At 62.7% G+C, this 23,813-nt stretch carries 20 protein-coding genes, 2 pseudogenes and 1 riboswitch; of the genes and pseudogenes, 12 read left to right on the top strand and 10 right to left on the bottom strand.

What is annotated here, in order from left to right; all coding sequences use genetic code 11:
- Window positions 1-401 precede the first annotated feature (401 nt).
- From BN1233_RS04565 to BN1233_RS04555, 3 genes are all read left to right on the top strand, one after another.
- Window positions 402-1,106: a hypothetical protein gene (locus BN1233_RS04565; RefSeq protein ID WP_046862174.1), complete on the top strand. Its 705-nt coding sequence runs from the start codon at window positions 402-404 to the stop codon at window positions 1,104-1,106.
- Window positions 1,103-1,294, top strand: a complete 192-nt coding sequence (locus BN1233_RS04560; protein WP_046862173.1) for a hypothetical protein — start codon at window positions 1,103-1,105, stop codon at window positions 1,292-1,294. The genes BN1233_RS04565 and BN1233_RS04560 overlap by 4 nt, the downstream gene beginning before the upstream one ends.
- A gap of 177 nt (window positions 1,295-1,471) precedes the next feature.
- On the top strand, window positions 1,472-2,590 hold the full coding sequence (locus BN1233_RS04555; protein ID WP_046862172.1) for a baeRF11 domain-containing protein: 1,119 nt from the start codon (window positions 1,472-1,474) through the stop codon (window positions 2,588-2,590).
- A gap of 458 nt (window positions 2,591-3,048) precedes the next feature.
- Here BN1233_RS04555 and BN1233_RS04550 read toward each other — a convergent pair whose 3' ends face one another.
- The 4 genes from BN1233_RS04550 to BN1233_RS49500 form a co-directional block, all read right to left on the bottom strand.
- Window positions 3,049-4,086 carry an MBL fold metallo-hydrolase gene (locus tag BN1233_RS04550; protein WP_046862171.1) on the bottom strand — a complete coding sequence of 346 codons (1,038 nt, stop codon included), beginning with the start codon at window positions 4,084-4,086 and terminating at the stop codon, window positions 3,049-3,051.
- 152 nt (window positions 4,087-4,238) lie between these two features.
- Window positions 4,239-4,679 (bottom strand): hypothetical protein, encoded by a 441-nt coding sequence (locus tag BN1233_RS04545; RefSeq protein ID WP_046862170.1) that lies wholly within the window; start codon window positions 4,677-4,679, stop codon window positions 4,239-4,241.
- Between the two features lie 165 nt (window positions 4,680-4,844).
- A complete protein-coding gene (locus BN1233_RS04540) occupies window positions 4,845-5,966 on the bottom strand; it encodes a medium chain dehydrogenase/reductase family protein (RefSeq protein ID WP_082145142.1) in 1,122 nt (373 codons plus the stop codon).
- A gap of 281 nt (window positions 5,967-6,247) precedes the next feature.
- Window positions 6,248-6,877 (bottom strand): DUF6455 family protein, encoded by a 630-nt coding sequence (locus BN1233_RS49500; RefSeq protein ID WP_063776673.1) that lies wholly within the window; start codon window positions 6,875-6,877, stop codon window positions 6,248-6,250.
- A gap of 1,132 nt (window positions 6,878-8,009) precedes the next feature.
- Between BN1233_RS49500 and BN1233_RS04520 the strand changes: the two genes are divergently transcribed.
- From BN1233_RS04520 to BN1233_RS04505, 4 genes are all read left to right on the top strand, one after another.
- On the top strand, window positions 8,010-8,312 hold the full coding sequence (locus BN1233_RS04520; RefSeq protein ID WP_046862167.1) for a hypothetical protein: 303 nt from the start codon (window positions 8,010-8,012) through the stop codon (window positions 8,310-8,312).
- A gap of 638 nt (window positions 8,313-8,950) precedes the next feature.
- Window positions 8,951-9,652 (top strand): L,D-transpeptidase, encoded by a 702-nt coding sequence (locus BN1233_RS04515; protein ID WP_244470821.1) that lies wholly within the window; start codon window positions 8,951-8,953, stop codon window positions 9,650-9,652.
- Between the two features lie 52 nt (window positions 9,653-9,704).
- A riboswitch (glycine riboswitch) is annotated at window positions 9,705-9,792 on the top strand.
- A gap of 451 nt (window positions 9,793-10,243) precedes the next feature.
- A complete protein-coding gene (gene pal, locus BN1233_RS04510) occupies window positions 10,244-10,720 on the top strand; it encodes a peptidoglycan-associated lipoprotein Pal (protein WP_046862165.1) in 477 nt (158 codons plus the stop codon).
- A 154-nt stretch (window positions 10,721-10,874) separates the two neighbouring features.
- On the top strand, window positions 10,875-13,292 hold the full coding sequence (locus BN1233_RS04505) for a penicillin-binding protein 1A (protein ID WP_046862501.1): 2,418 nt from the start codon (window positions 10,875-10,877) through the stop codon (window positions 13,290-13,292).
- A 122-nt stretch (window positions 13,293-13,414) separates the two neighbouring features.
- Here BN1233_RS04505 and BN1233_RS04500 read toward each other — a convergent pair whose 3' ends face one another.
- The 3 genes from BN1233_RS04500 to BN1233_RS48215 form a co-directional block, all read right to left on the bottom strand.
- Window positions 13,415-14,080: a trimeric intracellular cation channel family protein gene (locus BN1233_RS04500; RefSeq protein ID WP_046862500.1), complete on the bottom strand. Its 666-nt coding sequence runs from the start codon at window positions 14,078-14,080 to the stop codon at window positions 13,415-13,417.
- A gap of 26 nt (window positions 14,081-14,106) precedes the next feature.
- The gene (locus tag BN1233_RS04495) at window positions 14,107-15,390 is read right to left on the bottom strand and encodes a M20 family metallopeptidase (RefSeq protein WP_046862164.1); all 1,284 of its coding nucleotides are present in this window, start codon (window positions 15,388-15,390) and stop codon (window positions 14,107-14,109) included.
- A 606-nt stretch (window positions 15,391-15,996) separates the two neighbouring features.
- On the bottom strand, window positions 15,997-16,170 hold the full coding sequence (locus BN1233_RS48215) for a hypothetical protein (RefSeq protein WP_187144244.1): 174 nt from the start codon (window positions 16,168-16,170) through the stop codon (window positions 15,997-15,999).
- A gap of 578 nt (window positions 16,171-16,748) precedes the next feature.
- On the opposite strand from BN1233_RS48215, the pseudogene BN1233_RS49495 reads away from it, so the two are divergent.
- A pseudogene (locus BN1233_RS49495) lies at window positions 16,749-16,940 on the top strand (FUSC family protein); the annotation flags it as partial.
- 194 nt (window positions 16,941-17,134) lie between these two features.
- A complete protein-coding gene (locus tag BN1233_RS49490) occupies window positions 17,135-17,845 on the top strand; it encodes a hypothetical protein (RefSeq protein ID WP_244470830.1) in 711 nt (236 codons plus the stop codon).
- 430 nt (window positions 17,846-18,275) lie between these two features.
- On the opposite strand, the gene bla is transcribed toward BN1233_RS49490, so the two are convergent.
- Complete coding sequence (bla, locus tag BN1233_RS04480) at window positions 18,276-19,166, bottom strand: class A beta-lactamase (RefSeq protein WP_074078254.1); 891 nt, start codon at window positions 19,164-19,166, stop codon at window positions 18,276-18,278.
- A gap of 103 nt (window positions 19,167-19,269) precedes the next feature.
- Between bla and BN1233_RS04475 the strand changes: the two genes are divergently transcribed.
- Both BN1233_RS04475 and BN1233_RS04470 read left to right on the top strand, forming a co-directional pair.
- The gene (locus BN1233_RS04475) at window positions 19,270-20,166 is read left to right on the top strand and encodes a LysR substrate-binding domain-containing protein (protein WP_046862499.1); all 897 of its coding nucleotides are present in this window, start codon (window positions 19,270-19,272) and stop codon (window positions 20,164-20,166) included.
- Window positions 20,167-20,250: 84 nt separating this feature from the next.
- Entirely contained in the window at window positions 20,251-20,694 is a 444-nt protein-coding gene (locus BN1233_RS04470) for a lipid-binding SYLF domain-containing protein (RefSeq protein WP_046862161.1), read from the top strand.
- Between the two features lie 80 nt (window positions 20,695-20,774).
- Here the strand turns inward: BN1233_RS04470 and BN1233_RS04465 are convergent, their stop codons facing one another.
- Together BN1233_RS04465 and BN1233_RS44435 are read right to left on the bottom strand one after the other, a co-directional pair.
- Window positions 20,775-21,077 carry a hypothetical protein gene (locus tag BN1233_RS04465; protein WP_046862160.1) on the bottom strand — a complete coding sequence of 101 codons (303 nt, stop codon included), beginning with the start codon at window positions 21,075-21,077 and terminating at the stop codon, window positions 20,775-20,777.
- 586 nt (window positions 21,078-21,663) lie between these two features.
- Window positions 21,664-21,904, bottom strand: a pseudogene (locus BN1233_RS44435) (transposase); the annotation flags it as partial.
- Between the two features lie 1,273 nt (window positions 21,905-23,177).
- On the opposite strand from BN1233_RS44435, the gene BN1233_RS04455 reads away from it, so the two are divergent.
- Window positions 23,178-23,657 carry a GreA/GreB family elongation factor gene (locus BN1233_RS04455; protein ID WP_046862498.1) on the top strand — a complete coding sequence of 160 codons (480 nt, stop codon included), beginning with the start codon at window positions 23,178-23,180 and terminating at the stop codon, window positions 23,655-23,657.
- Window positions 23,658-23,813: the final 156 nt, after the last annotated feature.

Here is a 23,813-nt window from a genome sequence, read left to right as displayed (position 1 = left end):
TCCGGAACAAGCTCGTAGAGGCCCGATTCTCGCTGAACATTTCGTTACACCCGCAAGGCAAGGCAAGCGACCGATCAAACGGCGCTTGGCTCGGCCGAGGCCCCGCCCGGCCATGCGATCCAGCCAATGCTCGCCCACGCATCTGCCCGGCACCACCACCGAGCGTCGTCAACTCTTCAGAACGCATGGTGAACTCTTCGCACCGACTTGCATTTTCTTTGTTGCTCCATACATCCAATACATCATGATCACATCGCGCCACATGATGTCTTTCCGCGCGGGCCGCCTCTTCGCAGGCGACTGAGCCCGAAGGCTGCCGCACCGCGCGCCCTCGCCATTCGGGCCTCGATCATTCTTCCTTCCTGAACCATCAGCCCCCGTTCGAGGGGATCCGTTGCCGCATGCGTATCGCGAGCTCATCGCTCGGCTGCGTGCGCGGCCTTGTCACGAGAGAGCAGAGATTGACCGTTTTAGACCGCAAGCTTCTGGAGCCCCTGTCACGGCACGTGCTGTCCCGGCCTGCCTCCAGTCCCGGCTTCTTCGGCAGCGATCCATTTTCACTTGGGCCTGTCACCATTCGGCTGAACGCGACACGAGACTCCACCCCTGCTCCCTTTTACGCCATTCAGGCTGCAGAACTCTCCATCCGAACGGAGAATTGCCTCGGTATCGGGCCTACGCTCAGGACTCGTGAATGCGTCGGGAGGGATACCGTCTACGAAGATATGGCGGCCCGGACCAAAGCTTTGACCTCGACGCACCGGATCGCTCCTGTCTCCGCGCAATGGGGTATGGTGGCATTTTCCCCTCCGGCCTGCATGGTGGAGGAGCGTCGGTTGTCTCGCGTCGCGGCGGCAAATGCGTCGCCGCTCCAGCGGAGCAGCGCCTCGCGCGCAGAAAGCGGGAACGTCACGACACGCCCGCGTGCGGCTCTTTTGGCTGCCGTGATGTTTACTGGCCTGTGTCTGGCTCTTGGCGTGCTCGGGTCGATGTTCGTCGCCGACGACTCAATTCTCGCCATTTACGGAATCGTTGTCACGGCTTTCGCCGCGTGGGTCGCAAAGGAAACTTATCAGGATTATCAAGCCGGGAGGATAGCCGGATGAGAATCATGATCCTGTCCGTGGTGGCCGCCATCGTCCTGGCCGTTGTTGCGGCAAGCGTGCTGGATGCGATGCAAGAGCCTGCTTACGAAGCCTACTCCACGTCATCCGTTCGCGTCGGCGACCCTGGCAGCAATCTCGTCGGGAGCGGTGGCTGGGGCTCCTCATCGCGGAGCGATCCGCTGCACTAAAGCTGGAGCGTGAACCAAGGCGCCAGAGGAGAAGTTGAATACTTCGGGATCTCTGCCGAACGATCCCTGATTCACCGTGGCCCATAGCTGTCGGCCGTCTTGACTGCCATGTAGCCCGACACATGCAGGTCTACACCTACACACTTGCACTCATCCAGAGACTTAAGGAGCAGAACAATGTTGTATGTCGATATTCCGACGCCAGCTGAAATCAACGCCTTGACCTCCCAACGGGGAGACGCCTGCGTCTCCATTTACGTGCGGACGACGCCCGTGACCCAGAAGGCTCAGGCAGATCGGATTTCCTTGAAGAACCTCGCGAAGGAGGCCGCCCGGCAGCTCGAGGCAGCCGGCATCGGCGAAAACCAGATCAGTGCAATTGCCGAACAGCTCGATGATCTCATCGATGATGACGAGTTCTGGCGGTATCAGGCCCATAGCCTTGCGATCTTCGCGACGCCCGATAATGTGCGGACGTTCCGTGTTCCGAATGCGCTCGAGTCGCGTGTAGAGGTCTCTGACCGGTTTCACGTAAAGCCGCTGCTCCGCAGCATCAGCTTCCCCCAGGCTTGCTACGTATTGGCTCTCGCACAGAAATCCATTCGCGTCATCGAAGTTGCCCCAGACCTGCCAGCGCAAGTCATCCATGTCGAGGGCATGCCCGAAGACGCCGGCAGAGCCGTGCAAGGCACAGGCATCGTCGACCATTGGCCAAGTGGGCGGATCCATGGGGCTGAAGGACAGAAGGTTCTTCTGCGGCAGTTCGCACGTAACGTCGACAGGACGCTACGGCCTCTTTTGGCTGGCAGTGGGATCCCGCTGATCCTGGCTGCCGCCGAACCCCTGGCGTCGATCTATCGGTCGGTCAACACCTACAGTCACCTGGCCGAGGCCATAATCGAGGGCAGCCCTGAGGCCATGACCGACGCCCAACTCGGGGATCAGGCGCGGACAATTCTCGACGGTATCTACCGCGATGAACTCGCGGCCTGGAGAAGTCTCTTTGAGACTCGCTCCGGCCAGGGACGGACGACCACGGACCTCGCCCAAGCGGCCAAGGCCGCGACCGTGGGGGCCATCGACTCGATCCTGGTGGACATCGATGAAACAATCCCCGGTTCGATCGACGAGCACGGCGGCATTGTATTTGCCCAACAGGCCAGCGCCTCGAACTATGGCCTGGTCGATGAGATCGCCGCCCGGGTCCTCGCGACAGGGGGGCGTGTCATCGGCGCCCGCAAGGCGGACATTCCCGGCGGCGAATCCCTCGCAGCCATCCTGCGCTATCCGGCATGAGCAGATATAGGGCTCCGTCGTTAGGGCTCAGGAGCAGTCAGTCAGGATCCATCTCGGTACGCCATGAGGTGATCGTGATGGAAGCATTTCACATCCAGCGTCACGATATCGCTCGGTGACGCTTATGCTCCGTCCAGCCGCTATGCGCGTCCCGGAGATCATGACTGCCAAGCGGATGCGCTTCGGGAGGCCGCTCTCATCCTGCCGTCCGTAGGTGCCCCCATAATACCGAGACCCTGCCACGGGTCGCGGTGACCATCGTGCAACACTCGGAGGGGCTCCAAGCGCGCCTGCCTCGGAACTGTGCAGTTATGTGCGTCAAGTTCAGCACTTTGGTCTGGCGTGCTACGGCCCTGACAGGGCGCAGCCGATCCGCGATCGCAAGGCGGGTGGGACATCTGTTCCGCCGATGATTTTTACCCACTCCTGTGACGTGGCGCTTCTGTCTGCCAGGAGTATCAGCTTGCGACAGGGCCATTCGCCTTCTTCCAGGCATCGAGGCCGCCGTGAAGATGGCATGCCAAGGCAATTCCCGCATCTTGCGCCGCCTGCACGGCCATGGCGGAACGCTCGCCGAACGCGCAGTAGAACACGACCCGCTTTCCGCTCGTCGCGGCAAGCTCATAGAGCATCCCGCCCTTCTGCACGTTCTCGCGCAGATCAGGATAGGGGGCGTGCAGCGAGCCGGGAATGGCGCCGTACTTCTCCCGTTCGCGCGGCTCGCGAAGATCGACCAGCACGATGTCCGATCTGCCGAGGAGTGCGAGACCCTCCTCGGTCGTGACCGCCCAGCCCTTGCGTTTCACCTCTTCCTGAACGAGCCCGATATGCATGTTCGCCGGAACGGCGACATCCATCATCTTGGGATTGGGCAGGTTGAGGCTGTTCATCAGGTCGACGTACTCGTCCACGGACTTGACCTGGAGGCGGGGATTGAACGCCTTCTCCTCGCCAATGGTGCTGACCGTGTCGCCCTTGTAGTCATGGGCGGGATACACGAGCGTCTCGTCCGGCAGCTTTAGAAGCTTGCCGAACAGGGACTCGTATTGAGCGCGCGGGTTGCCATTCTGGAAGTCCGTACGCCCAGTGCCCCGGATCAACAGGGTGTCGCCCGTAAACACCCGATCCGCCAGGAGGAAACTGTAGGAATCGTCAGTGTGGCCCGGCGTGTAGAGCACGTCGAGAGCCATGCCCTCGATCTCCATAGTGTCGCCCTCCGTCACCCGCATCGAGACCACATCGACGCCGCTCTGCTCGCCCATAACCGTGATGCAGTGCGTGCGATCCCGGAGGACTCCCAGACCCGTGATGTGGTCGGCATGAAGATGGGTATCGACCGCCTTGACCAGCTTCAGATCGAGTTCACGCAGAAGCTGAACGTAGCGATCAACCTTCTCCAGCACGGGGTCGATGATCAGGGCCTCGCCACCCCGGCGGCTCGCCAGGAGATAGCTGTAGGTGCCGGAGGTTTGGTCGAACAATTGCCGAAAGATCATCGACACTCTCCCTCTGCTTTTCCCACTCCGCTGTCCGCCCCATGCTCGAATTGATGGGAGGGCAATGGTGCACAGCAGCGCCCCTGCGTCAGTCGAAGAGACGAGGCCCCTCGAAGCGGGTGAAGCGAGCGCCCGAAGGCGCTCGCCGGGTTTCACTGGCTGGGCGGGAGGGTGACGTTCAGGGTGATGTCCCAGATGCCGACCCCTTTGATGGCGCTCTTGCCGTCCGGGAGTCCCTCGAAACCGCCACCGCCCTTCGCTCCAGCGTATTTGCCGGTGCCTGTCTGAATCATGTAGGTGCCGACTTCGCGCCCCTTCTCGGGCCAGCCTCTGAACGCGGCAGTGATCGTGCCGTCCTCGAACGTGTAGGTGCTGAGGCCAACATATTCGTCATTGTTACCAGATGGCTTGACGAAGAAGTCCTTCGTTCCGATTGTCCCGTTCTCCTGGAACGTGACACCGAAGACCTGTGCACCAGCAGGACTTTCACTCACGACTTTTGTGACGAGCTTCATCTTGATTACTTTCTCCTCAGCCTGAGCGCTGAGAAGAGACGCCACCACAACCGGAATTGCCAGGAGCAGAGCCTTCATGCTGCCCTCCTATGGTGGGTTCGCTGCATGACGCAGCTGCGGAATTATGCGCCAATTCGACAAAGCCCGAAAGCAGAATCACTGATGCTGAGCAAAGCATAGCTGCTGCCGACCCAAATCGGATGACGCCATCGGAGTACGGACTCCGAGCCGAACCATCCTGGGTCACGGCGCGCGCGAAATTGGGGTCGGCGCTCCAAGCGCCGCGGCGGAGGACGAGTGCACGGAAGTGTCCGGCCTGCGCTCAGGCGGCGTCTGGTCAAGCCGCGAGCCGAGGTCCGGGCACAGGACGATCTTGCCCTCGAGACTGCCCGCTTCGAGACGGCGATGCGCTTCGGCGACCTCCTCAAAGGAAATCCGCTTAGCGATGCGCGGCCGGATGGCGCCGGTCGCCAGCAGCTCAAAGAGGTGCTCCAGGTCCTCCCGGAACCAGGCGGGATGGCGCGCCCGCATCGCATTGATCGAGTAGAAGCGGGCACGCCTGCCGCCGGGCAACCACCGCCACAGATACAGGCGCGCGATCCACATCAGGATGGTGAAGATGCGACGCTGCGCCTCCACGCTCGCCGAGTAGCCGTAGGCGCAGAGCAGGCCACCGTGCGCGAGCGCTGCGAACGAGCGGCGATAGCCATCCTCTCCAACGCCGTCATAGATGACGTCGAATCCGCCTGGCAGGACGCGTGTGAAGTCTTCGCTTTGGTAATCGATCGGCGTGGCGCCGAGTTCGCGGACGAGTCCGGTATGCTCGCTGCGTGCGGTGCCCCACAGTTCGAGCCCGGCCATCCTGCCGAGCGTCAGCAGCGCCTGACCGACGGCGCCAGCGGCTCCCTGCACGAGCACGCGTTGGCCTCGCTGTACCCGGGCCGCACGGTGCAGGAGCTGGTATGCGGTCGTCCAGCTCAAGATCAGCGTGGCCGCCTCTGCCGCGTCGACGCTCGCCGGCACACGCGTCAGATCGTCGGCCCGGAGTGTGCGATAGGCAGCATTCGAGCCGACGACTGTCATGTCGGCCACGCGATCGCCAATCTGGAAGCCCCTGACGCCATCGCCGAGCTGGTCGATTTCCCCGACCACGTCGTAGCCCAGCACGAATGGTGGCCGGAGGTGCATCGTTTGCGGGTAGAGGTGACGCCGGATTGTGACGTCGGTGTAAACAACGCTCGATGCGAGCACACGGACCCGCACCTCGCCGGGGCCGGCCGTCGGCATGGGAGCGTCGACGACCTCCAGCTCGTCGGGACCGCCGAAGCGCGCGACTTGAACAACCCGGTTGCGGGGCTCGGTCATGGACGTTCTCCTTGCAACTGCGTGATCAGCGCAAGGGCAGGAATGTTCTGCGGCGATATTGCCTGTGGCCTTGCCGCCAGCTGATTAGCGGGAATTCCAGCATAGAATGTTTACCCACTCGAACGCACCGCTGTCTTGATCTTTCTCATATCAGCCAGCGATGAGCACGTTCGGCGGCGACCTGACGCGGACCGGGTACTCTCGGGCATGTTGTGCGAGCAGCGGCTCTCCGCGTTCGCTGCTGCGTCAAGACTTGGCGGCGCGAACTTCTCATCGGCCGATTATCGCAATCCCGCGGCGCCTCCCGCACGGTGGCCGTGCAGGCCATGGCGCGCAAAGAACTCTGCGTTGAGGCAGAAGGACGGCGCGTCCGTAGCTCGGTTTGAACCGGCCAGCCATTCGTCGCAGGCAAGCGAGTGAGCGCACATCAGGCAACGCGCCGTGGCGGCTACGAATTCAGCCTCGCAGACGTCACGCGCTGCGACGCCGGCATCGAGGTGCACCATCATGGCTGCCATGTTGCATGACTGCTGTTCGACGCGCCGCTTCATGAATCCTCTCATGGTCACCTCCACGAGCGATTGCAGCCCATGCTGTCGCTGAGTCAGGCGCAGATCCCGCGTCCCGCCAAATTGGCCTGCGGGCCGCCGCAGCGGACTGGTGCTCTGGAACAGGTGGAAGCCGTTGAGGTGCACGCCCAGCTCGGCGGCGGTTCGGTTCACGCCGGGCGGAAGCGCATTCCTGTCCGGGGTGCCGACGCATGTCCAGCACCCGCCCGTGATGAAGCCCGGGACAGGGTGATCCTCCGGCACGGCACAGAAGAGATCCGGCTGTCCCTTACGTCGGAACAAACGATAGCGTGACCCGTGGATTGCGGTCGACTGATCGGCTTCGGTCTGAATCTGCGTCATGGCTTCCTCCCGTCGTGATGCGTTCCTGGAGGGAGACGCCAGAGGGGCCCAATTGGAGCCTTGCCTCACTGATGCAGCTCCGGGGGCGCTCCGGCGTGCCGCTCGCGTTCTGAGCCGCTAGGCTGCGGTCCGTGCGCATCCCGCAACGGTCAAGACTACCTTGGTGTGCGGTGGAGTCATTCCGATCTCCACTTCAGAGGCAGAACGCCGACCATCCCGGGCGACGCCACATAAGGATGGCGGTCCGGGAGCATACTGTCATTGACGTGGATCAAGAGCGGGTGGTTGTCGGGACCAGAATGCCGGGTTGGAATTTCTGTTTCCGGTGAAGGCAAGCGGCTCAGCCCCGCTGGGGACATCGCACGCTGGTGCAGGGCCATCCTGAAGCGGCATCAACACGACCGCGCGTGCTGATGATTGGAGAAATGATCATCAGCTTCAAAAGAGCTAGATCCGAGGCCTCCCTCACCAGCAAACGGAGTGGCCGCCCGGATGAGCGTTCCCTCCGGGGACCGCCGCGGTGCGCAGATGAAACTCATCGAACTCGGCGGATCAGGGAGTTCGTTTCGCCAGTTGCGCCGTTCGGGACGCTTGGTCATTCCGGATGGTCTCAATCCGACGGCGAGTGTTCATCATCCGGATGAGCTTGAACGCTGGGATTGCCGTGCCATCCCATTCAACCATCAGCTCGTTACAGATGTCGCAGTCGGGATCGTCACGATCGCGGGTTGGAGCGTAATTGAACGTGGCCTCATACACTGCGCTTGGGACCGATCTTCTCGTCAGGCATCGCGACCTTCATCTCGTGCTCAAGCAATGAGCTCTCGGGAGGAATGGTTCCGGCCACGAGGTCAGCGCCCCGACACCCGAAGGAGCGGATGGGCAGGTCCGTGGTGACCGAGAGACTCCACGGCAGTCGCATGGAATCGGCAGGTTTCCGTTGGGGAGGCTTCTGCCGCTTTTCCATGGCCACGCTCATCTCGATGCTCGGCCCCGAAGCGCTTGCTGATGGACAGGCTCGTCCCTACCTGAGCCTCACCCCGTGGTCCGGGCCCCTCTGGCGAGCGCAGCCGGCGCTCTCGCGATGTCGGACCCTGCCCGACATCCTCGCCGGTTTCTGGATATGCTGCCCATGCAGGACCTCATCGCCGCCCTGGTCGCGTTCTTCATCATCGACCCCGTTCAGGCCGAAATGTCCGAAAGGCTCGCGGCCGCCCGTGCGCCACAAGCCATCGTGACGGACGCAGCCGCCTGTCTCCGGACGGCCGCACCGCTCATCGTCCAGCGAGCGGTCAACGAACCCATGTGGGCCATTGGCACGACATTCGAGCTGTGGGTTGGTTCGTCGCAGCCCATTGCCGTGCTCCTCGAGCTTTCCCCGTCCTGCGCCCCGGCCGTCCGGGCCGCGAGCCCGTTCCTGGAACAGGAGACCTGATCACGGGAAGCAAAGGCCTGGTGGACTGACTCCACCACTTGCTCCCCTCGATCGATGGCGGCGAGGACGCGGTCTGGATCAGCGGTCCAGACGAGCGAGGAGAAAGCGACAAAACCCGGTTGAGGGCGAATGAGGTGATGTGCGCCGCCGTTTCATCCCCAGCGGGCCAGCAACGCCGGTGAACAGTCAGGAAGGCCCGATCTCTCCACTGTGTCTGACACCGGGAGTTCGACCCAGGTCGGCTTCGTGCAAGGACCTGATCTCCGCATATAAAAGCAAGGCACCAATTCGTTCCCGATGCGCTTTGGCCGCTCCAAGAACTGATCGCATGCACCGAGGCTGCGTTGGCGCGCCGAGGAGCAAGCGGACGCGATCACCCAGTGCGCCAACCTCAGAGTGCGGGCTAGTCCCGAGGCATTTCAAGAGCGGCGGATTCTTGCCGAACTCGCGAAATCACCGCCACGAAACGCCTCCATGATCGCTTGGGCGAGCACTGAGGCGATCAATTCATCCTCTGAAGGTGATGCACCCGCGCAACACGCAGCGACCATCGCCGTAATTACCCCGTCACGTCGCACCATGGCCATAATGGTGACGCGATTGACGGCCGGCCCCATCCACCCGAAAGGAGAATAAGGTTGCCGTTATCCGTCACCCGGCGAATGTTCCTCGCCGGAATGCCTCTATCGCTGACGGCCTGTGTCTCGGCCGGGCGCACCACCCACCCGCCGAAACCGATCGTCGATCCCAACATCGCGGCGATGTACGCCTCCCTGACCGATGAGCCGTTTCCCATTCCGGCGGTCGACGTCAGCCGGGTCCCGCCGCGGTATCTCCGGCAGCTCGTCGCATTCCAGGGCCCCGAGCGGAGTGGGACCATCGTCGTGGATCCCACAAGGAGGTTCCTCTACCTCGTCCAGGAGAATGGGATGGCTCTGCGCTACGGCTGCGGGGTCGGTAAGGCCGGCTTCGACTATCAAGGAAGCGCCCTGATCGGACGCAAGGCTCATTGGCCGCGCTGGACGCCAACGCCCAACATGATCAAGCTCGAGCCGGAGCGCTACGGTCCCTATGCCGGCGGTGTGGAGAGTGGTCTTCAGAACCCGCTCGGTGCGCGGGCGCTGTATCTGTATCGCGATGGCCGCGACACGCTCTACCGCATCCACGGCACGAACGAGCCCGACACGATCGGCCACTCGGTCTCCAGTGGATGCATTCGCCTGTTCAATCAGGACATCGTGGATCTGCACCGGCGGGTACCCGTGGGCACGAGCGTCACGGTGCTGGATGCCTCGGCCGAGGATCGAACGGCATCGGCTGGATTTCCCGCGGAAGTCTGACCGCGCACCTTTAAAGAACAAAAATCTGCCACAAACCAAAGTAGCTTGACCTCAGCAATGAGCGGGAGAGAGCCAGCACGCTGGCCGCCGAAGGAGCAACTGCCCCGGAAACTCTCAGGCACAAGGACCGCTTCCTTGCTCGACACTCTGAAAAGTGGAGCATCCAGCTCCCGCCCATGGTGAAAGTCGCGATTGCCGACGGCATCCCGACGAAACTCTCAGGCCAATGACAGAGGGGGCTCCGCCGCAGCATCAGCTGCGGAATGTGATGGAGCCTGATGAATGCCCTCCTCTCGCGTTTCCATAAGCCATGATGCGTCCGGTTTGCCACGGCCGCCAGCGAAGAACCCGACGTGCCGATCACGGCTGAGCCGCTGACGCGCAACGCGACCGCATACCCGAACGTCCGTCGACCGTCTCCGCGGCGCGCATCGCGCTGACGGCCCACGATCTGACACCGTGCATCGCGTGACGCGCGAATGATGACGGCTGCCCGTTCAGTCGAGCTGCCAAACACGGTTCCGCACCAGACGGAAGCTGCAACGGCGGATCGAGGATGACCAGGTCTCTTGCCGTGAAGGATTCATCACGATGCTCCTCCCACGTATTCATGTTTCCACAATCCTTGCCGCCGCCCTGCTGCTGTCCGCGTGCGCGAGTCATTCCACGCCGGGCTCCCTCTCCGGTGCGGCCGCCCCTGGCAGCCACCAGGACTTCGTCGCCAATGTGGGCGACCGTGTCTTCTTCGAGACCGACTCGACCGAACTGACTCCTACGGCAACCGCGACTCTCGACAAGCAAGCCCAGTGGCTCAGCCTCTATCCGCACTACACCTTCATCATCGAAGGCCATGCCGACGAACGCGGAACCCGGGAGTACAACTTCTCGCTGGCGGCCCGGCGCGCACGGTCCGTCCAGGATTATCTCGTGGCGCGCGGCATCCCCGCATCACGTTTCCGCGTGGTCTCCTATGGCAAGGAGCGCCCGGTCGCAGTGTGCAACGATATCTCGTGCTGGTCGCAGAACCGCCGCGGCGTCACCGTCCTCGCCACCGGTATCGGAGCCTGAGCCCACGGCTCATTGAACGGCGGGCTGTCATTGGTTCCGCGATGTCGTTGCCGTTGACGGGATCTCCGTCCGTCGCTGCCCGCGCTTTTTGCAACTCACCGCCATCGAGCGAGCGCATCCATGAATGCACTCGCCTGAACTCCGGGTCCTCGCGATGCGCTTCGTTCTCCGCCTCTTCGGTTTTGCCGCGACTTTGGGATCGCTCCTCCTGGTCAGCGGCTCGTTGGCCGTCGGCGTCCTGCTGCGGCATCTCTCGGCCGACCTGCCCAATCACGCGGAACTCGCGCGCTACGAACCTGCAGTGACGACGCGCATCCATGACGCCAACGGCAAGATCATTGCCGAATATGCGCGCGAGAACCGGCTCTACATCCCCTTATCGGCCGTCCCGAAGCGGATCGTCGCGGCTTTCCTGTCCGCCGAGGACCGGAATTTCTATGAGCACAACGGCATCGATCCCGCGGGCATCGGGCGTGCCTTGGTGGCCAACCTCGCAAGCGACGGGCGCCGCCCTCAAGGGGCCTCCACGATCACCCAGCAAGTCGCCAAGAATCTCCTGCTGTCCCGCGAGCAGACCTACAGCCGCAAGCTCAAGGAGATCCTCCTCGCCTTCCGCATCGAGGAGGCCTTCAGCAAGGACAAGATTCTCGAGCTGTATCTCAACGAGATCTATTTCGGGATGGGGAACTACGGCATCGCTGCGGCAGCACTCAACTACTTCGACAAGTCCGTCTACGAGCTGAGCCTGCCCGAGGCGGCCTATCTCGCGGCCCTTCCGAAAGGGCCGAACAACTATCATCCCTTCCGTCAGCGCGAGGCGGCGATTTCCCGGCGGAACTGGGTTCTCGAGCGGATGGCCGCCAACGGCTACATCGGGCGCGATGAGGCCGACGCGGCGATTGCCGAGGAGTTCTCGGTCAATCCGCGCTCGGTATCGCCTCATGATGGTCAGGCAGGCTATTTTGCCGAGGAGGTCCGGCGGGAGCTTGCCAATCGTTATGGCGAGAAGACGCTCTACGAGGGCGGGCTTTCCGTGAGGACAACCCTGGATCCCTCGGTTCAGGCTGCAGCCCGCAAGAGCCTCGCCGATGGACTGGTCCGGTTTGACGAGGCAAGGGGCTGGCGGGGAGCGGACACGCGCCTCGCATCCGTGCGCGGTGACTGGGGCCTCGAACTGGCAGAGTTGCCCATGCCCGAGGACATCCGTCCGTGGCGACTGGCCGTCGTGCTCACGGTCGATGCGAAGGGTGCCCGGATCGGCTTGCGACCAGAGAGGGACGTGACCGGGTCCGTCGAGACGACCCGCCGAACGGGTCGGATCACCCCGCGTGGCATTCGATGGACACGCAAGGCCCGCCCGAACAATGTCCTGCGCGTCGGTGACGTCATCTATGTGGAGCCGATCAAGGGAACGTCCGACGAGCATCGCCTGCGTCAGATCCCGGAGATTTCCGGAGCTTTGGTCGCGCTCGAGCCGGACACCGGGCGCATCCGGGCCATGGTGGGGGGCTTCTCGTTCGATCTGAATGAATTCAACCGTGCCACGCAGGCCTGGCGTCAGCCTGGCTCCGCGTTCAAGGCGATCGTCTACGCCGCGGCCCTGGACAACGGATACACCCCCTCCAGCCGCGTTCTCGACGCCCCCCTGACCATCGGCCAAGGCGCAGGGCAGGCGCCGTGGTCCCCGACCAACCACAACGGCCGCTACGATGGCCCGTCCACGCTCCGAAGGGGACTGGAAGCCTCCAAGAACGTGATGACGGTCAGGCTGGCACGGGACGTCGGAATGCCGCTCGTTGCCGAGTATGCGAGACGGCTGGGTGTCCAGGACGACTTGCCGCCTCTGCTCTCGATGTCCCTGGGAGCCGGCGAAACGACCGTCCTGCGCATGACGACCGCCTATGCGATGTTCGTCAACGGCGGCCGCTACGTCCGGCCCACCCTCATCGAACGCATTCAGGATCGATACGGGAAGACCATCTTCCGGCACGACCGGCGAGCCTGCGCCGGCTGCGCGGCAGCCTCATGGCAAGGCCAGAGCGTGCCCAGGCTGAGCAACGATCAGGAACAGGTCATCGATCCACTGACGGCCTATCAGGTGACGTCCCTGCTCCAGGGGGTCGTCGAGCGGACGCTGCCAAGTGTGTTCTCCCGCTTCGACCGACCGCTCGCCGGCAAGACCGGAACGACGAATGACGCCAAGGACCTGTGGTTCGTCGGATCTTCTCCGGAACTGGCCGTCGGTGTGTTCCTCGGCTACGACCAGCCCCGCTCGTTGGGGAAAGCAGCGTATGGCTCGACCCACGCAGCCCCCATTGTTCGTGACTTCATGGAGCGGGCACTCTCGGGCAAGCCCCAAACGGCCTTCCGCGTTCCTGCCGGTATCAAGCTGATTCCGGTCGATCCACGCACCGGAGAACGCAGCGGTCCTGGGGAACGCTTCATCCTGGAAGCGTTCAAGCCGGGAACCGAACCGCCCGACCCGCGGACCGTCCCGCTGGGCCATGAGCCGATGGCTGAAGCCTATGCCCAGGACGCTCCCGTGGCGCCTGGACCGACCTACTTTCGGTGATCGGTATCTCGACAATGTCACGGCCCCGTTCGAGTTCACGTTCGAGCGCGCTCCCGGACTTGTCGGATGTTGACCGTCGGCCTCGTTGGCCTGTTCGCGGCGACTCCGCGAACTGCGGTTCACTACGCTCCTTCATCATCCGAAGGGTCTGCTTCGGCGCGCTGCTGGGCGGACAGATGTGCGACCGGCAGACGCCAGCCATATCTGATGGCTATGAGGCGTAGGCCGAAACACAAAGCCGCTCCGGTCAGAGCCGAGACGCTGTAAGAGAAATCGAGCCTGTCGCCGATGACGACAACGGATGCGCCGGCGAGTGCCGCGACTGCGTAGAGGTCCGACCGCAAGACCTGCGGAATCTCCGCGACGAGAATATCACGGGTCATGCCGCCACCGATCCCGGTCAACATGCCGAGAAGAGCGGCCATCACCGGGTTCAGTCCGAATGCGATCGCCTTTTGAGCACCGGTGACCGCAAAGAGCGACAGGCCGACCGCATCGAACAGGAGCACGGGACTGCGCAGCCGGTCGATACCGGCATACCAGAAGAAGGTGATGAGCCCTGCCAGGATCGAGACCAGAAGATATCGCTCGTCCGTGAGCGCTGCCGGCGGCACCGCACCGATCAGCACGTCGCGGGTAATCCCGCCGAAATTCCCGGCCACGAAGGACAGAACCAGAATGCCGAAAACATCGAGCCGGCGATTGACCGCAGCGACCGCTCCGCTGATCGCGAAGACGAAGGTGCCGACGAGATCGAGAACGAGCATGAGGTCATCGATGGTGAACATGCTCCCCCGTCCGGGATCCGAATCCTTCAGCTCGGTTTCGTGCCAAGCCAAGCCAGCGCGCCGACGACCAGCGCCTCGATGCCCGTTTCCAGGGTCGGGTGCAGGATTGGCGCGAATTTCGGACTGTGATTGACCGGCAGGTCGTTCAGTTTGCCCTCAGCCTTCGCCTTCGCATAGGTTGCCGGATCGGTGCCGCCGACGAACCAGAACACCGACGGCACCTGCCATGCGGTGCCGAAACAGCCGAAATCCTCGCTGGCGGGCGCGGGGCCCGTGTGCTTCACCCTGTCGGGAGAAAAATAGTCGCGAAAAGCCGCGGCGATGCGGTTGCTGGCGGTCTCGTCATTCACGTTCAGTGGATAACGGTCGAGCGGCGTGATCTCCGGCTTGCGCGGGGCGCCTGAGGCTTCGGCCTCGGCTTGGACGATCCGCTCGATCGCCTTGAGCACACGCTTCCGGACGCCGTTGTCGAACGTCCGCACGTTGAGCTTGATCGTCGCGTCGTCGGGAATGACGTTTTCTTTCGTGCCGGCCTGCAGGACGCCAATGGTTACCACCGCCGACTCGGTGGCGGCGACCTCGCGGGACACGATGGTCTGGAGCCGCAGGACGACGGATGCGGCCATGACGACGGGATCGATGCTGGCCTGCGGCATCGATCCATGCGCACCGCGCCCGAACAGGCGGATTTGCAGGCTGTCCGCCGCCGAGGTAATCGGGCCTGAGCTTCCGGCGACGAAACCGGCGGGACCGACCATGACATGCTGACCCAGTACGACCTCCGGCGTGGGGAAGCGTTCGAGCAGACCGTCATCGATCATGGCCTGCGCGCCTTGCGCCGTTTCCTCGCCCGGCTGGAAGACGGCCATCAGCGTACCCTTCCAGGCATCGCGTGCCTGCGACATCAATGTTGCCGCGCCGGCCAGCCAAGTAACGTGCATGTCGTGGCCGCACATATGCCCGACCGGCACGGTGTTCCCTTCGGCATCCGTCGCCGTGACCTTGCTGGCATAGGCAAGGCCGGTGTTCTCGGCGATCGGCAGTGCATCCATGTCGGCGCGCAGCATCACCGTCGGCCCTGGGCCGTTGCGCAGCAGTCCCACCACGCCCGTCCGACCGACGCCGGTCGTCACCTCGTAGCCGGCCTTCTTGAGGCTGTCTGCGGCGATTCCTGCCGTCCGCGTCTCCTGCATCGACAGTTCGGGATGAGAGTGTATGTCCTTGTAGAGCGCCTCCAGTTCCGGCAGCAATGGACGCATGTTCGCCAGAATCGCAGATGCGCCTTCCTGTGTGGTATCTTCGGGCACCATGACCTCCTGCCGAAGGCGTGCCGGCGGCAACCCGGCCTTCGGCCCTGGGACTGCTGCGTGGAACGGCTATCATAACCGCAGTCATGGCAATATTCACGATAATGGCACTGAGCATCACTGCTACGCTCGCGGTGAGGCAGGTATCCGTGGTGCCGGTCAGGCGCGCGACGCACGCAAGCAAGCACGGAACCCGTCACAGCACGACGGTGTCCATGTGAGGGACCATTGACAGGTCAATATCGCCGCACAGCATCGACACATGCCGCATCCCGCCCCGCCACTTGCGGAGTGTGAAAATCTGCTCCTTGCATCCCTGGCGCGAGATTCGAACCGTCGAAAGCCTGCATCGGAATGGCGCGCGCGACCCGTATGAGTCATCGCAACGGGTGACAGCGCTGCAGGATCTATTTGCATCGCGGCAGCCATGACCCGTGGCGTCATTCCCGTCACGTCCGACTGAATGCTCGCGAATTCTCAAGATACGGCCAAGCGCGTTGGCGACCGACAATCGACTGTCTCGATGGCTGCCTTCAGATGTCCGAGAGGATGATGCGGAGAGAGCTTTCATAGCCGCGCCGACGAGGTCGGCGAGCGTCCAATCACTAATCACTCCTTGGCCTTTCGCCCCCGGTGTGGCTTCGGCGTGATCTGGGTAGCCGGGATGCTGCGCGTGACCTTTGGCGGATCACTGGCCGGGAAGGTTTCCTCCAGCTCTCGGTCCAGTTCGTCGTCCAGTTTCCGTTTCTCGCTCTGCTCGCGTGCTTCCTTGTCCTTCGGCATGGCGCGGCCTCGATGCTACGGTCCCTCAAGGCACCGCAAAGACCAAGGCTCACGCCTTGTGGTTGGAACGGCTACACGAGCCCGTCGTCACCTCGGCCGAACGGTTCCCGGCGGGAAAGGTCGCCGTGCCGGGTCGCCCAGTGCAGCCCCTGCGGATGGATGCATCAATCAGTGGCAACACATTCGGACGCTTTCGTGACGTCGGTGGAAGAGAACGCCCCAATTGGACGGGAAAGCCGCTCCCCTACCGGTCGCCATGATCCCGATGGCGAAGGAAGTGGCGTCGTTGACAGCCGCACAAGGGCCCATCGGGAACAGACACCGCGTCGAACGAGTCGAGCGAATCCTCCCCGAAGCAGATGCTATGAGAGTCCGGGCGGGCATCAGCGATCGTGAGATGGTGTGCAGTAGTCACGATCATCGGAATGCGCTCGAGGTCCTTTACGTGGCCCCAGACGTCGGTGCACCAGGGAAGTCGGTCCGTCATGCTCGCATCCCGGGTTTGGTCGCGATTTCGCGCTGGCCACGATAGCATCCGGGTCCGGCTCGGGCGGGCATAGGCCCTCACGGGAGTCACAATGACTGCCATGGAGCATTGGCTGATCCGACATCGATCGAAGTTGGTGCATGCCGCGCGCATGACGGCTGCCAGCGTCGTGGCCTTCGTCGCTGCCCATGCTCTTGGGCTTCCAGGAGAGCTCTGGGCCGTCATCACGGCGCTCGTCGTGTCCCAGAGCAGCGTCGGCGGCTCGCTCAAGGTGGCCTTCGAGCAGTTTGTGGGATCATTGTTTGGCGCCGTCTACGGTGCCGCGGTCGCCCTCGCGATCGCGCGGATGATCCGCTCACCAGCGCGGCCGCCCTGGTTATCGCTCTCGCCCCACTCTCGATCCTGGCCGCATTCTCCTTCGGCTTTCGCATCGCGCCGATCACAGCCGCCCTTATGCTCCTCCTGGGCGATGCTGATGTGGAAGGAGGTCCCCTCGGACTGGCAGCCAACCGCATCCTGGAGGTCGGCTTGGGATGCGGGGTTGGCCTCCTGGTTTCCGTTCTCGTGGTGCCGGCCCGAGCGTCACGCTCGGTCCTCGAGACGACCGCTCAGGTGGCCAACCTCTTGGCCGCGCAGCTCGAGGCGTTGGCGTCGGGCAGCGACGCGAGGCAAGCCGAACTCGGCTCCCTGGCCGTGACCACGCGCGAAAGCCTGATCCGGCTTGAGGCCTTGGTGCAGGAGGCCGCACGCGAGAGGCGAAGCTGGCTGACCGATATTCCCGATGGCGAGCCCCTGCTTCGGACGATGAGGCGGCTGCGCCATGACGTGAGCACGCTCCGTCGCACAGCGCGGGAGGCGGGCCACGACGCACTTCCGGAGCATGCGGCGCGATCCTGGTTGCGCGCGGCCGGGACCGGCGCCGTAACCTTGAGGAGGGTCGGCCAAGCTCTGTTGGGCCGGCAGGCGCCCGAGGATTCCAGCGCGTTGGCCCAAGCTGTTCGTGCCTACAGGAACGCGCTGGATGAGATGAGGCGAGCCGGCCTGACCCGCTCCCTTTCGACGGCGACGCTCGGTCGCCTGTTCGGGATCGGCTTCGCGCTGGAGCAGTTCCGGCGCGATCTGGACGATCTGATCGAGCGCTCCGAAGAGATTCACGCCTCGCACAACAGACCCGCACGCGTTCGATAATCGACCCGGATCGCTCGCCGAAGTCTTTTCCTGAAGGTCAATAATGGGAGCCGCACATGATCGACGAGGCCCAAATGAGACAGTCGATTCTATCTTGAGCGGGCACCTGCTCTGTTCGATTCTGCCCTCAGGGTCGAGCGGAGTCTGCAACGGCCGCTTTCCGATGGCATGCTCCAGAGCGGCGCAGAAGGATCGAGGTCCGATCAGCAGGAGATGGCTGCTTAAGGGTGACGTCATCAATGCGGCTCGGACAGGTGCTCTGAGCTAACGGGCTTGTCGTGTCGAGGCACGTCGAGCAGGCATCAGCGATTAGCCCCAGGCGAAGAGCAGGCACCCGGGGGAACTGCCCCGAGCGCGCAGTCCGATGTCAAGCTGTTGAGAGATGTCGAGGCGATGCCGATCCTCGGCTACCGTTCTCAAGAAAATGCGGTCACATCGTCAATGCTGCTTTCACGGCTCGACCAATTTCGGCGATCGCTGCATTGCGCTCGTCAGAGGAGGCCTTCGTCTCCGTCAGATAGACGCTGACGATCAGCGGCTTGCGCTGGGGAGGCCAGATCACGGCAACATCGTTCGCGGTTCCGCGCTCCCCACTTCCCGTCTTGTCACCGATGCGCCAGTTCTTCGGCAGGCCCGCGCGCAGTCTCGCGTCCCCGGTCTTGTTGGCAACGAGCCATGCCGTGAGCTGGTCGCGTGATTGCGGCGACAGGCCATTATCGACAGCGAGCGAATGCAGGTTGGCTGTCATCGCGTCCGGTGTGGTGGTGTCGCGCGGGTCGCCGGGGGCCGCCTCGTTGAGGTCTGTCTCCCATCGATCGAGCCGGGTCACGAGATCCCCGAGGGAGCGCGCGAAGGTCGTGACGCCCGATGGTCCGCCCAAGGTTTTCAGGATGAGATTGCCGGCCGTGTTGTCGCTCTGGGTCATGGCGGCTTCACAGAGTTCCGCGAGCGTCATTCCGTCGCCAACCCGGTCCTTCGTGACGGGCGAGTAGGTTACGACATCGCTGGCGCCGAACCGGATCCGCCGCTCGAGATCCTCCTGACCCGCGTCGACGCGCCTCAGCACGGCCGCGCAAGCGAGCATCTTGAAGGTGCTGCACATCGGAAAGCGCTCGCTCCCGCGATGACTCATGCGCTGCCCCGTGGCGGTGTCGAGAACGGCTACACCGAGCCGCGCCTCGAGTCCGGACTCGATGCGGGCGATCTCGCGGCTCAGGTCGCCGGACCAGGCATTTGCTGCGCGCAGGCTTTCAACCCTGCCCAACGCGCCGCCCAGAAGCCCTGCACCTGAGCCGATTGCGAACTGCCGTCTCGTGATCATCGCCATTGTTCTCCGTTGACGCGCGGAACTTGGCCGCTGGACACGCGGCTGACAAACGATCAATTCTCGAAGGAGCCATTAGGAAAAATAGGCCATTACAGTGATCCGGAGTCACCTGCCCCTAAACAGCCTAAGAGCTTTCGAAGCCTCGGCGCGGCATCTCAGCTTCACGCGGGCAGGGCTGGAGTTGCGCGTCACGCAGGCTGCGATCAGCCATCAGGTCAAAGGCCTCGAAGAGATCCTGGGCGTGACGCTCTTTCGGAGATTGCCGCGCGGGCTTGCCTTGACGGACGAGGGACTGGTGCTCGTGCCGGTGCTCACGGACGCCTTTGCACGGATCAGTGCGGCGCTCGACCGGCTCGAGCACGGTGTCGATCAGGAAGTGGTCACGCTCGGCTGTGTGGGCACCTTCGCGACCGGGTGGCTGTTGCAGCACCTCGGCGACTTCCAGGCCCGGCACCCGTTCGTCGATCTGCGTCTTCTCACCAACAACAACCGAGTCGACATGGCAGGGGACGGCCTGGATCTCGTGCTGCGCTTCGGCCATGGGTCGTGGCACGGAGCCGAAGCCGTTCATCTCCTCTCCGCGCCGCTGTCACCGATTTGCGCGCCGGACATTGCGACGCCTCTCCGCCAGCCGTCAGATCTCGTGCAGGAGGTTCTCCTGAGTTCGTATCGCATGGAGGAATGGTCTCTCTGGTTTGGAGCGGCAGGCGTCCCGTGCCCTGCGATCCGAGGGCCGATTTTCGACAGTTCCGTGACGATGGTCGAGGCGGCCGCGCGAGGGATCGGTGTGGCCCTCGTACCTGTCTGCATGTTCCAGCGAGAACTCGGAGGAGGCCGGCTCGTCCAGCCGTTTGACACCGAAATCTCCACGGGATCGTACTGGCTAACATGGCTGAAATCGAAGCCGCTGACGCTAGGAATGAATGCGTTCCGGGACTGGCTCCTGTTGAAGCTCAGGCCGCATGGCGGCTCAGCAGGTCATGCCCGAAGCTAACCCGATAGCGGGTGGCAAAACGCCGCGATTAGGAGCATGATGAGCCCCGCGTTCATCTCTGCTTGCAAGACGAGGGAGAGATCCATGCTCACGTTCCGACATGCTTTTCGTTGTGGTTTAGTGGCGCTGGCCGCGACAGTCACGCCGGTGTTGGGAGCACCGAGTTGGGCCGCGACCGGTAGGGTCTACGTCGAGATTGCCAATGCGGGGTTCATCGTCGGCGTTCGAGGCGGCCGCGGGACCCTTGTCTTCAAGGGACACCGCTATCCCCTGAGTGTCGGCGGCCTGAGCCTCGGCGCGACGATTGGCGCCTCGAAGGCCGACCTGGTCGGGCGGGCCTACAATTTGCGCCGAGCCTCCGATATCGCCGGCACCTACACAGCGGTCGGCGCAGCAGTCGCCGCCGGCGGCGGCGTATCGGGCATTCGATTGCAGAATGCGAAAGGGGTCGTTCTCGACCTGCAGGGCCGCAACATCGGACTGGAGTTCAATGCCAGCATGAGCGGAGTGCAAATCAGCCTGCGCTGAGGCGAAAGAGGCTTCTGCCTCGGGTTTTAACCGGAGAGCGTTATCTCAGGCAGTGAAGGTTGGATGAGAAGACCGATCCGCTAGCGCTCGGTGGCTTGGACTCCCGAATATCGATTCGTCTGTGGGACTGAGCCTTCACTTGGATAGGACTGAGCCCACAGATGAGCCAGTGCCCTTTCGGCGAGTTGAGCCACATCGCGCTCTCCGCCAAGTGCGTCATCGATGATGCTCTTGGCCAGGATCTGGCGGATCGAATGGGCGCTGAATTGTTCCGCATCGGAGGCATTCAGCGCGCCCAGCGCGCTCTCGAACGCGCTGGCGAGAAGACGGGTCGTATCCGGGTCAAAAGCCTCGTTGAGACCAAACGAGCCGTGAGCTGTCATGTGCGAAGTTTTCCGTCCCAAGGTCGGCGACCTGTTTTTACCCGGTAACCGCAGCTTCTCTGAACGCGGTCAGATTGGGCATGATCACGATCTGCGAGGAGAAGGTCGACTCATTCTGCTTTGTGCCGAGGAATTATGGTCTGGCGAAGCCCTTTACAACTGGATCGGACACCGAGCGTGCGCCGTCCACGGCAGCTTGAACCCGACGCACGAACATCTCACCATTTCGTAATGCCTCACCGAATCGCCTCTGCGGACCGCAGAGGTGACCTGCTCGTATGACAAAAAAAGGCCGCCCCGAAGAGCGGCCCGAAGTTTAGGGAGGAAACGCCCAAGAAGGGCAGTGACACGCGACGCCAATCGCGCGTCACGCGGCGCACATATGGCGCATCGCATCAGAATGCAAGGCACGCACCCTCCGGATTTGTCCAGCACGTTCCGAAAACGCCGGAAAACCTGCATGAACTGCCGCCACTCTGCGCCTCGTGTGAGGAATTCTGGCGTTTCATGACAGATCTGTGACTGTTCCATGCGATCGACACATGCGCCACATGTTCTGACGCGTATGCTGCATCGCAAGAAGCCGATCCACCCCGGCCCGAAGTGCGGCGAAGACACCTGGGATCGTCGGCGCTCCACAGGCCGGGTTCCGGTTCCCGAAGGCGGGGGTGGAGATCGCGCCAGGGTGCGCCGGTGCTCGTGATCCACAGCAACGCCTCGAGAAAGCGCCGGTTGTCGGCCCCTGAGCGGCCCGGAGCCCCCGCTTTGCCGGGCAGCAGCGGTGCCACCCGTTCCCACTGCGCATCGCTCAACACACTGCGATCCAAGATTGACCTCCGTTGTTAGCCAGCCTTGAATCCGATTTGCCGCCGCTGCGGAATCCCGAGCGAAGCGATGAACGCCGACAGATCCTAGTAAAACTCTCTATACACAGGAGTATTACTAGAGAGATATTTAAAATCCTGTTGCATCTTGTTTCTCGTCCAATCTGACATATATATAACTTATGGCTACACTGAGTTAAACGGCGTTTGCGTGTAGCTGCCAGCTCGAATACAACTGACGCTGGCCGCGCGCCGTACCCGCCATCTAGGACACGACCGACTCGGAGCGACGAACGCGCCTGCCTCACGAAGGGCATGCGCGGCGCCGGCATTGCAGGCCAATCGCTCAGCAGAAACCTGGCATTACGCAGAAACAGGCTTTTGGCAGCCCTGGACCCCCTTCCGGTGTGATGACCGGAAGCTTTGGCCTCGAAATGGGCGTCGCCGGAGCGGGCGCAAAGCCGACATAACAGAAAGGAAGGAAAAGATATGAAGCATTTCGAATATTCAGAGAACAACCCTCGACTTCGGGCAATTGCGAGCGAGTCTATGGGTCCCGCAACGCATGAGCAGACGTCGAGCGCGTGCTGGAACAGCAAGGCAGAATTGGACCGGAGGCTCGATCAGGCACTGGAAGAAACGTTCCCGGCCAGTGACCCGGTTTCGGTGACGATCTGCCTCTGACTGCCGGTCGGCAGACCAGCAATACACGCCGCGCGGCTTGCCAGTGCGGCCAAAGAAAAGAACGAAAGGAGAAGAACCATGAAAATAAAAATCGAGTCCCCGAAAGGCCCCGCAACCCTGATCGCAGTTGGGAACCCACGGGATCACCACTTGGTTACGGAAAAACGCGGGCAGAAAAGCGCGTGGGCGCCTGACGGCCCGAGGATGACGAGAGAGGAGGTTCGGCGAATCGTGATGGAGGTGCTCGGATGAGCCAAACCTCGAAAAACTGCGCCTTGCCACCGGGTCCTGCGGTTCGACGTCCGATCAGCCGGCAAACTGGACGCCATCTTGAAATCGAGAAGTAAAAGAGCTACATAGAAGAAGCCATGATCGAGCCCATAAAAAATATTCCCCTTCGCGCGGGTTGCCTCAAAAAAGGCAAGTAAGCCCGGGCGCAAGTGCTTCGCGCTTTTCGCAGCCGCCCGGGATTTCGATCTCTTCCAAGATAACTTGTGCCTTGCGTGCGTCTGGTGCGCTCTGACACCGCATGTCCGGCATGCTGCCCGGGCGTATCGACGCCCGGCGGGATGACATTTGCAAGGGGAATTTCATGAACACGCACCGCGATCTGCCGTCCATCATGCTGACGACCCGCGATTACAATGACCTGCTGATCACGGCCGTGTTCTCGAGTCGAAGTACAGAGCAGAATGCCGGATTTCTGCTTTCCGAACTCATGCGGGCTTCCGTCTGCCACCCGGATGATCTGCCCGATGACGTGGTCTCGATCAATTGCCGCGTCATCTACCGCATCGATGGAAGCCCCGAACGACATGCGCATCTGCTGGTGCATCCGCAGGATCTGGTTTTCCCGGGCGCCGAGCTTTCCGTAACGACGCCGCTCGGGGCGGCGCTCCTCGGTCTGCGAGTCGGCGATCGGATGGCCTATGGGGGATCGAACGGTCAACCCGCCCATGAGGTCATCGTCGAGGGCATCGAGGTGCGCCTCGTCGATGATGACGGATCTGCGGAAAATTTCCGGGCCGCATCACGGGAACCGCACATGGGCACGGAACGGGCGCATTGCTGAACTGCGCGTTATTCGATCGTTTCGCTGCAAGCAAAAGGAGAGCGCGATGCATGACATACTGGTCCTGATCTTCTCCCGGTTCCTGATTCCAGGGCTAGCATTCTCCGAAGTGCAGAAGCGTCCGGACGCCTTATGAGGCGCAGGACGTCTGATTGA

The organism is Microvirga massiliensis, assembly GCF_001006805.1.
Taxonomy (GTDB): Bacteria; Pseudomonadota; Alphaproteobacteria; order Rhizobiales; family Beijerinckiaceae; genus Microvirga; species Microvirga massiliensis.
This window is presented reverse-complemented; position numbering and strand designations above follow the sequence as displayed.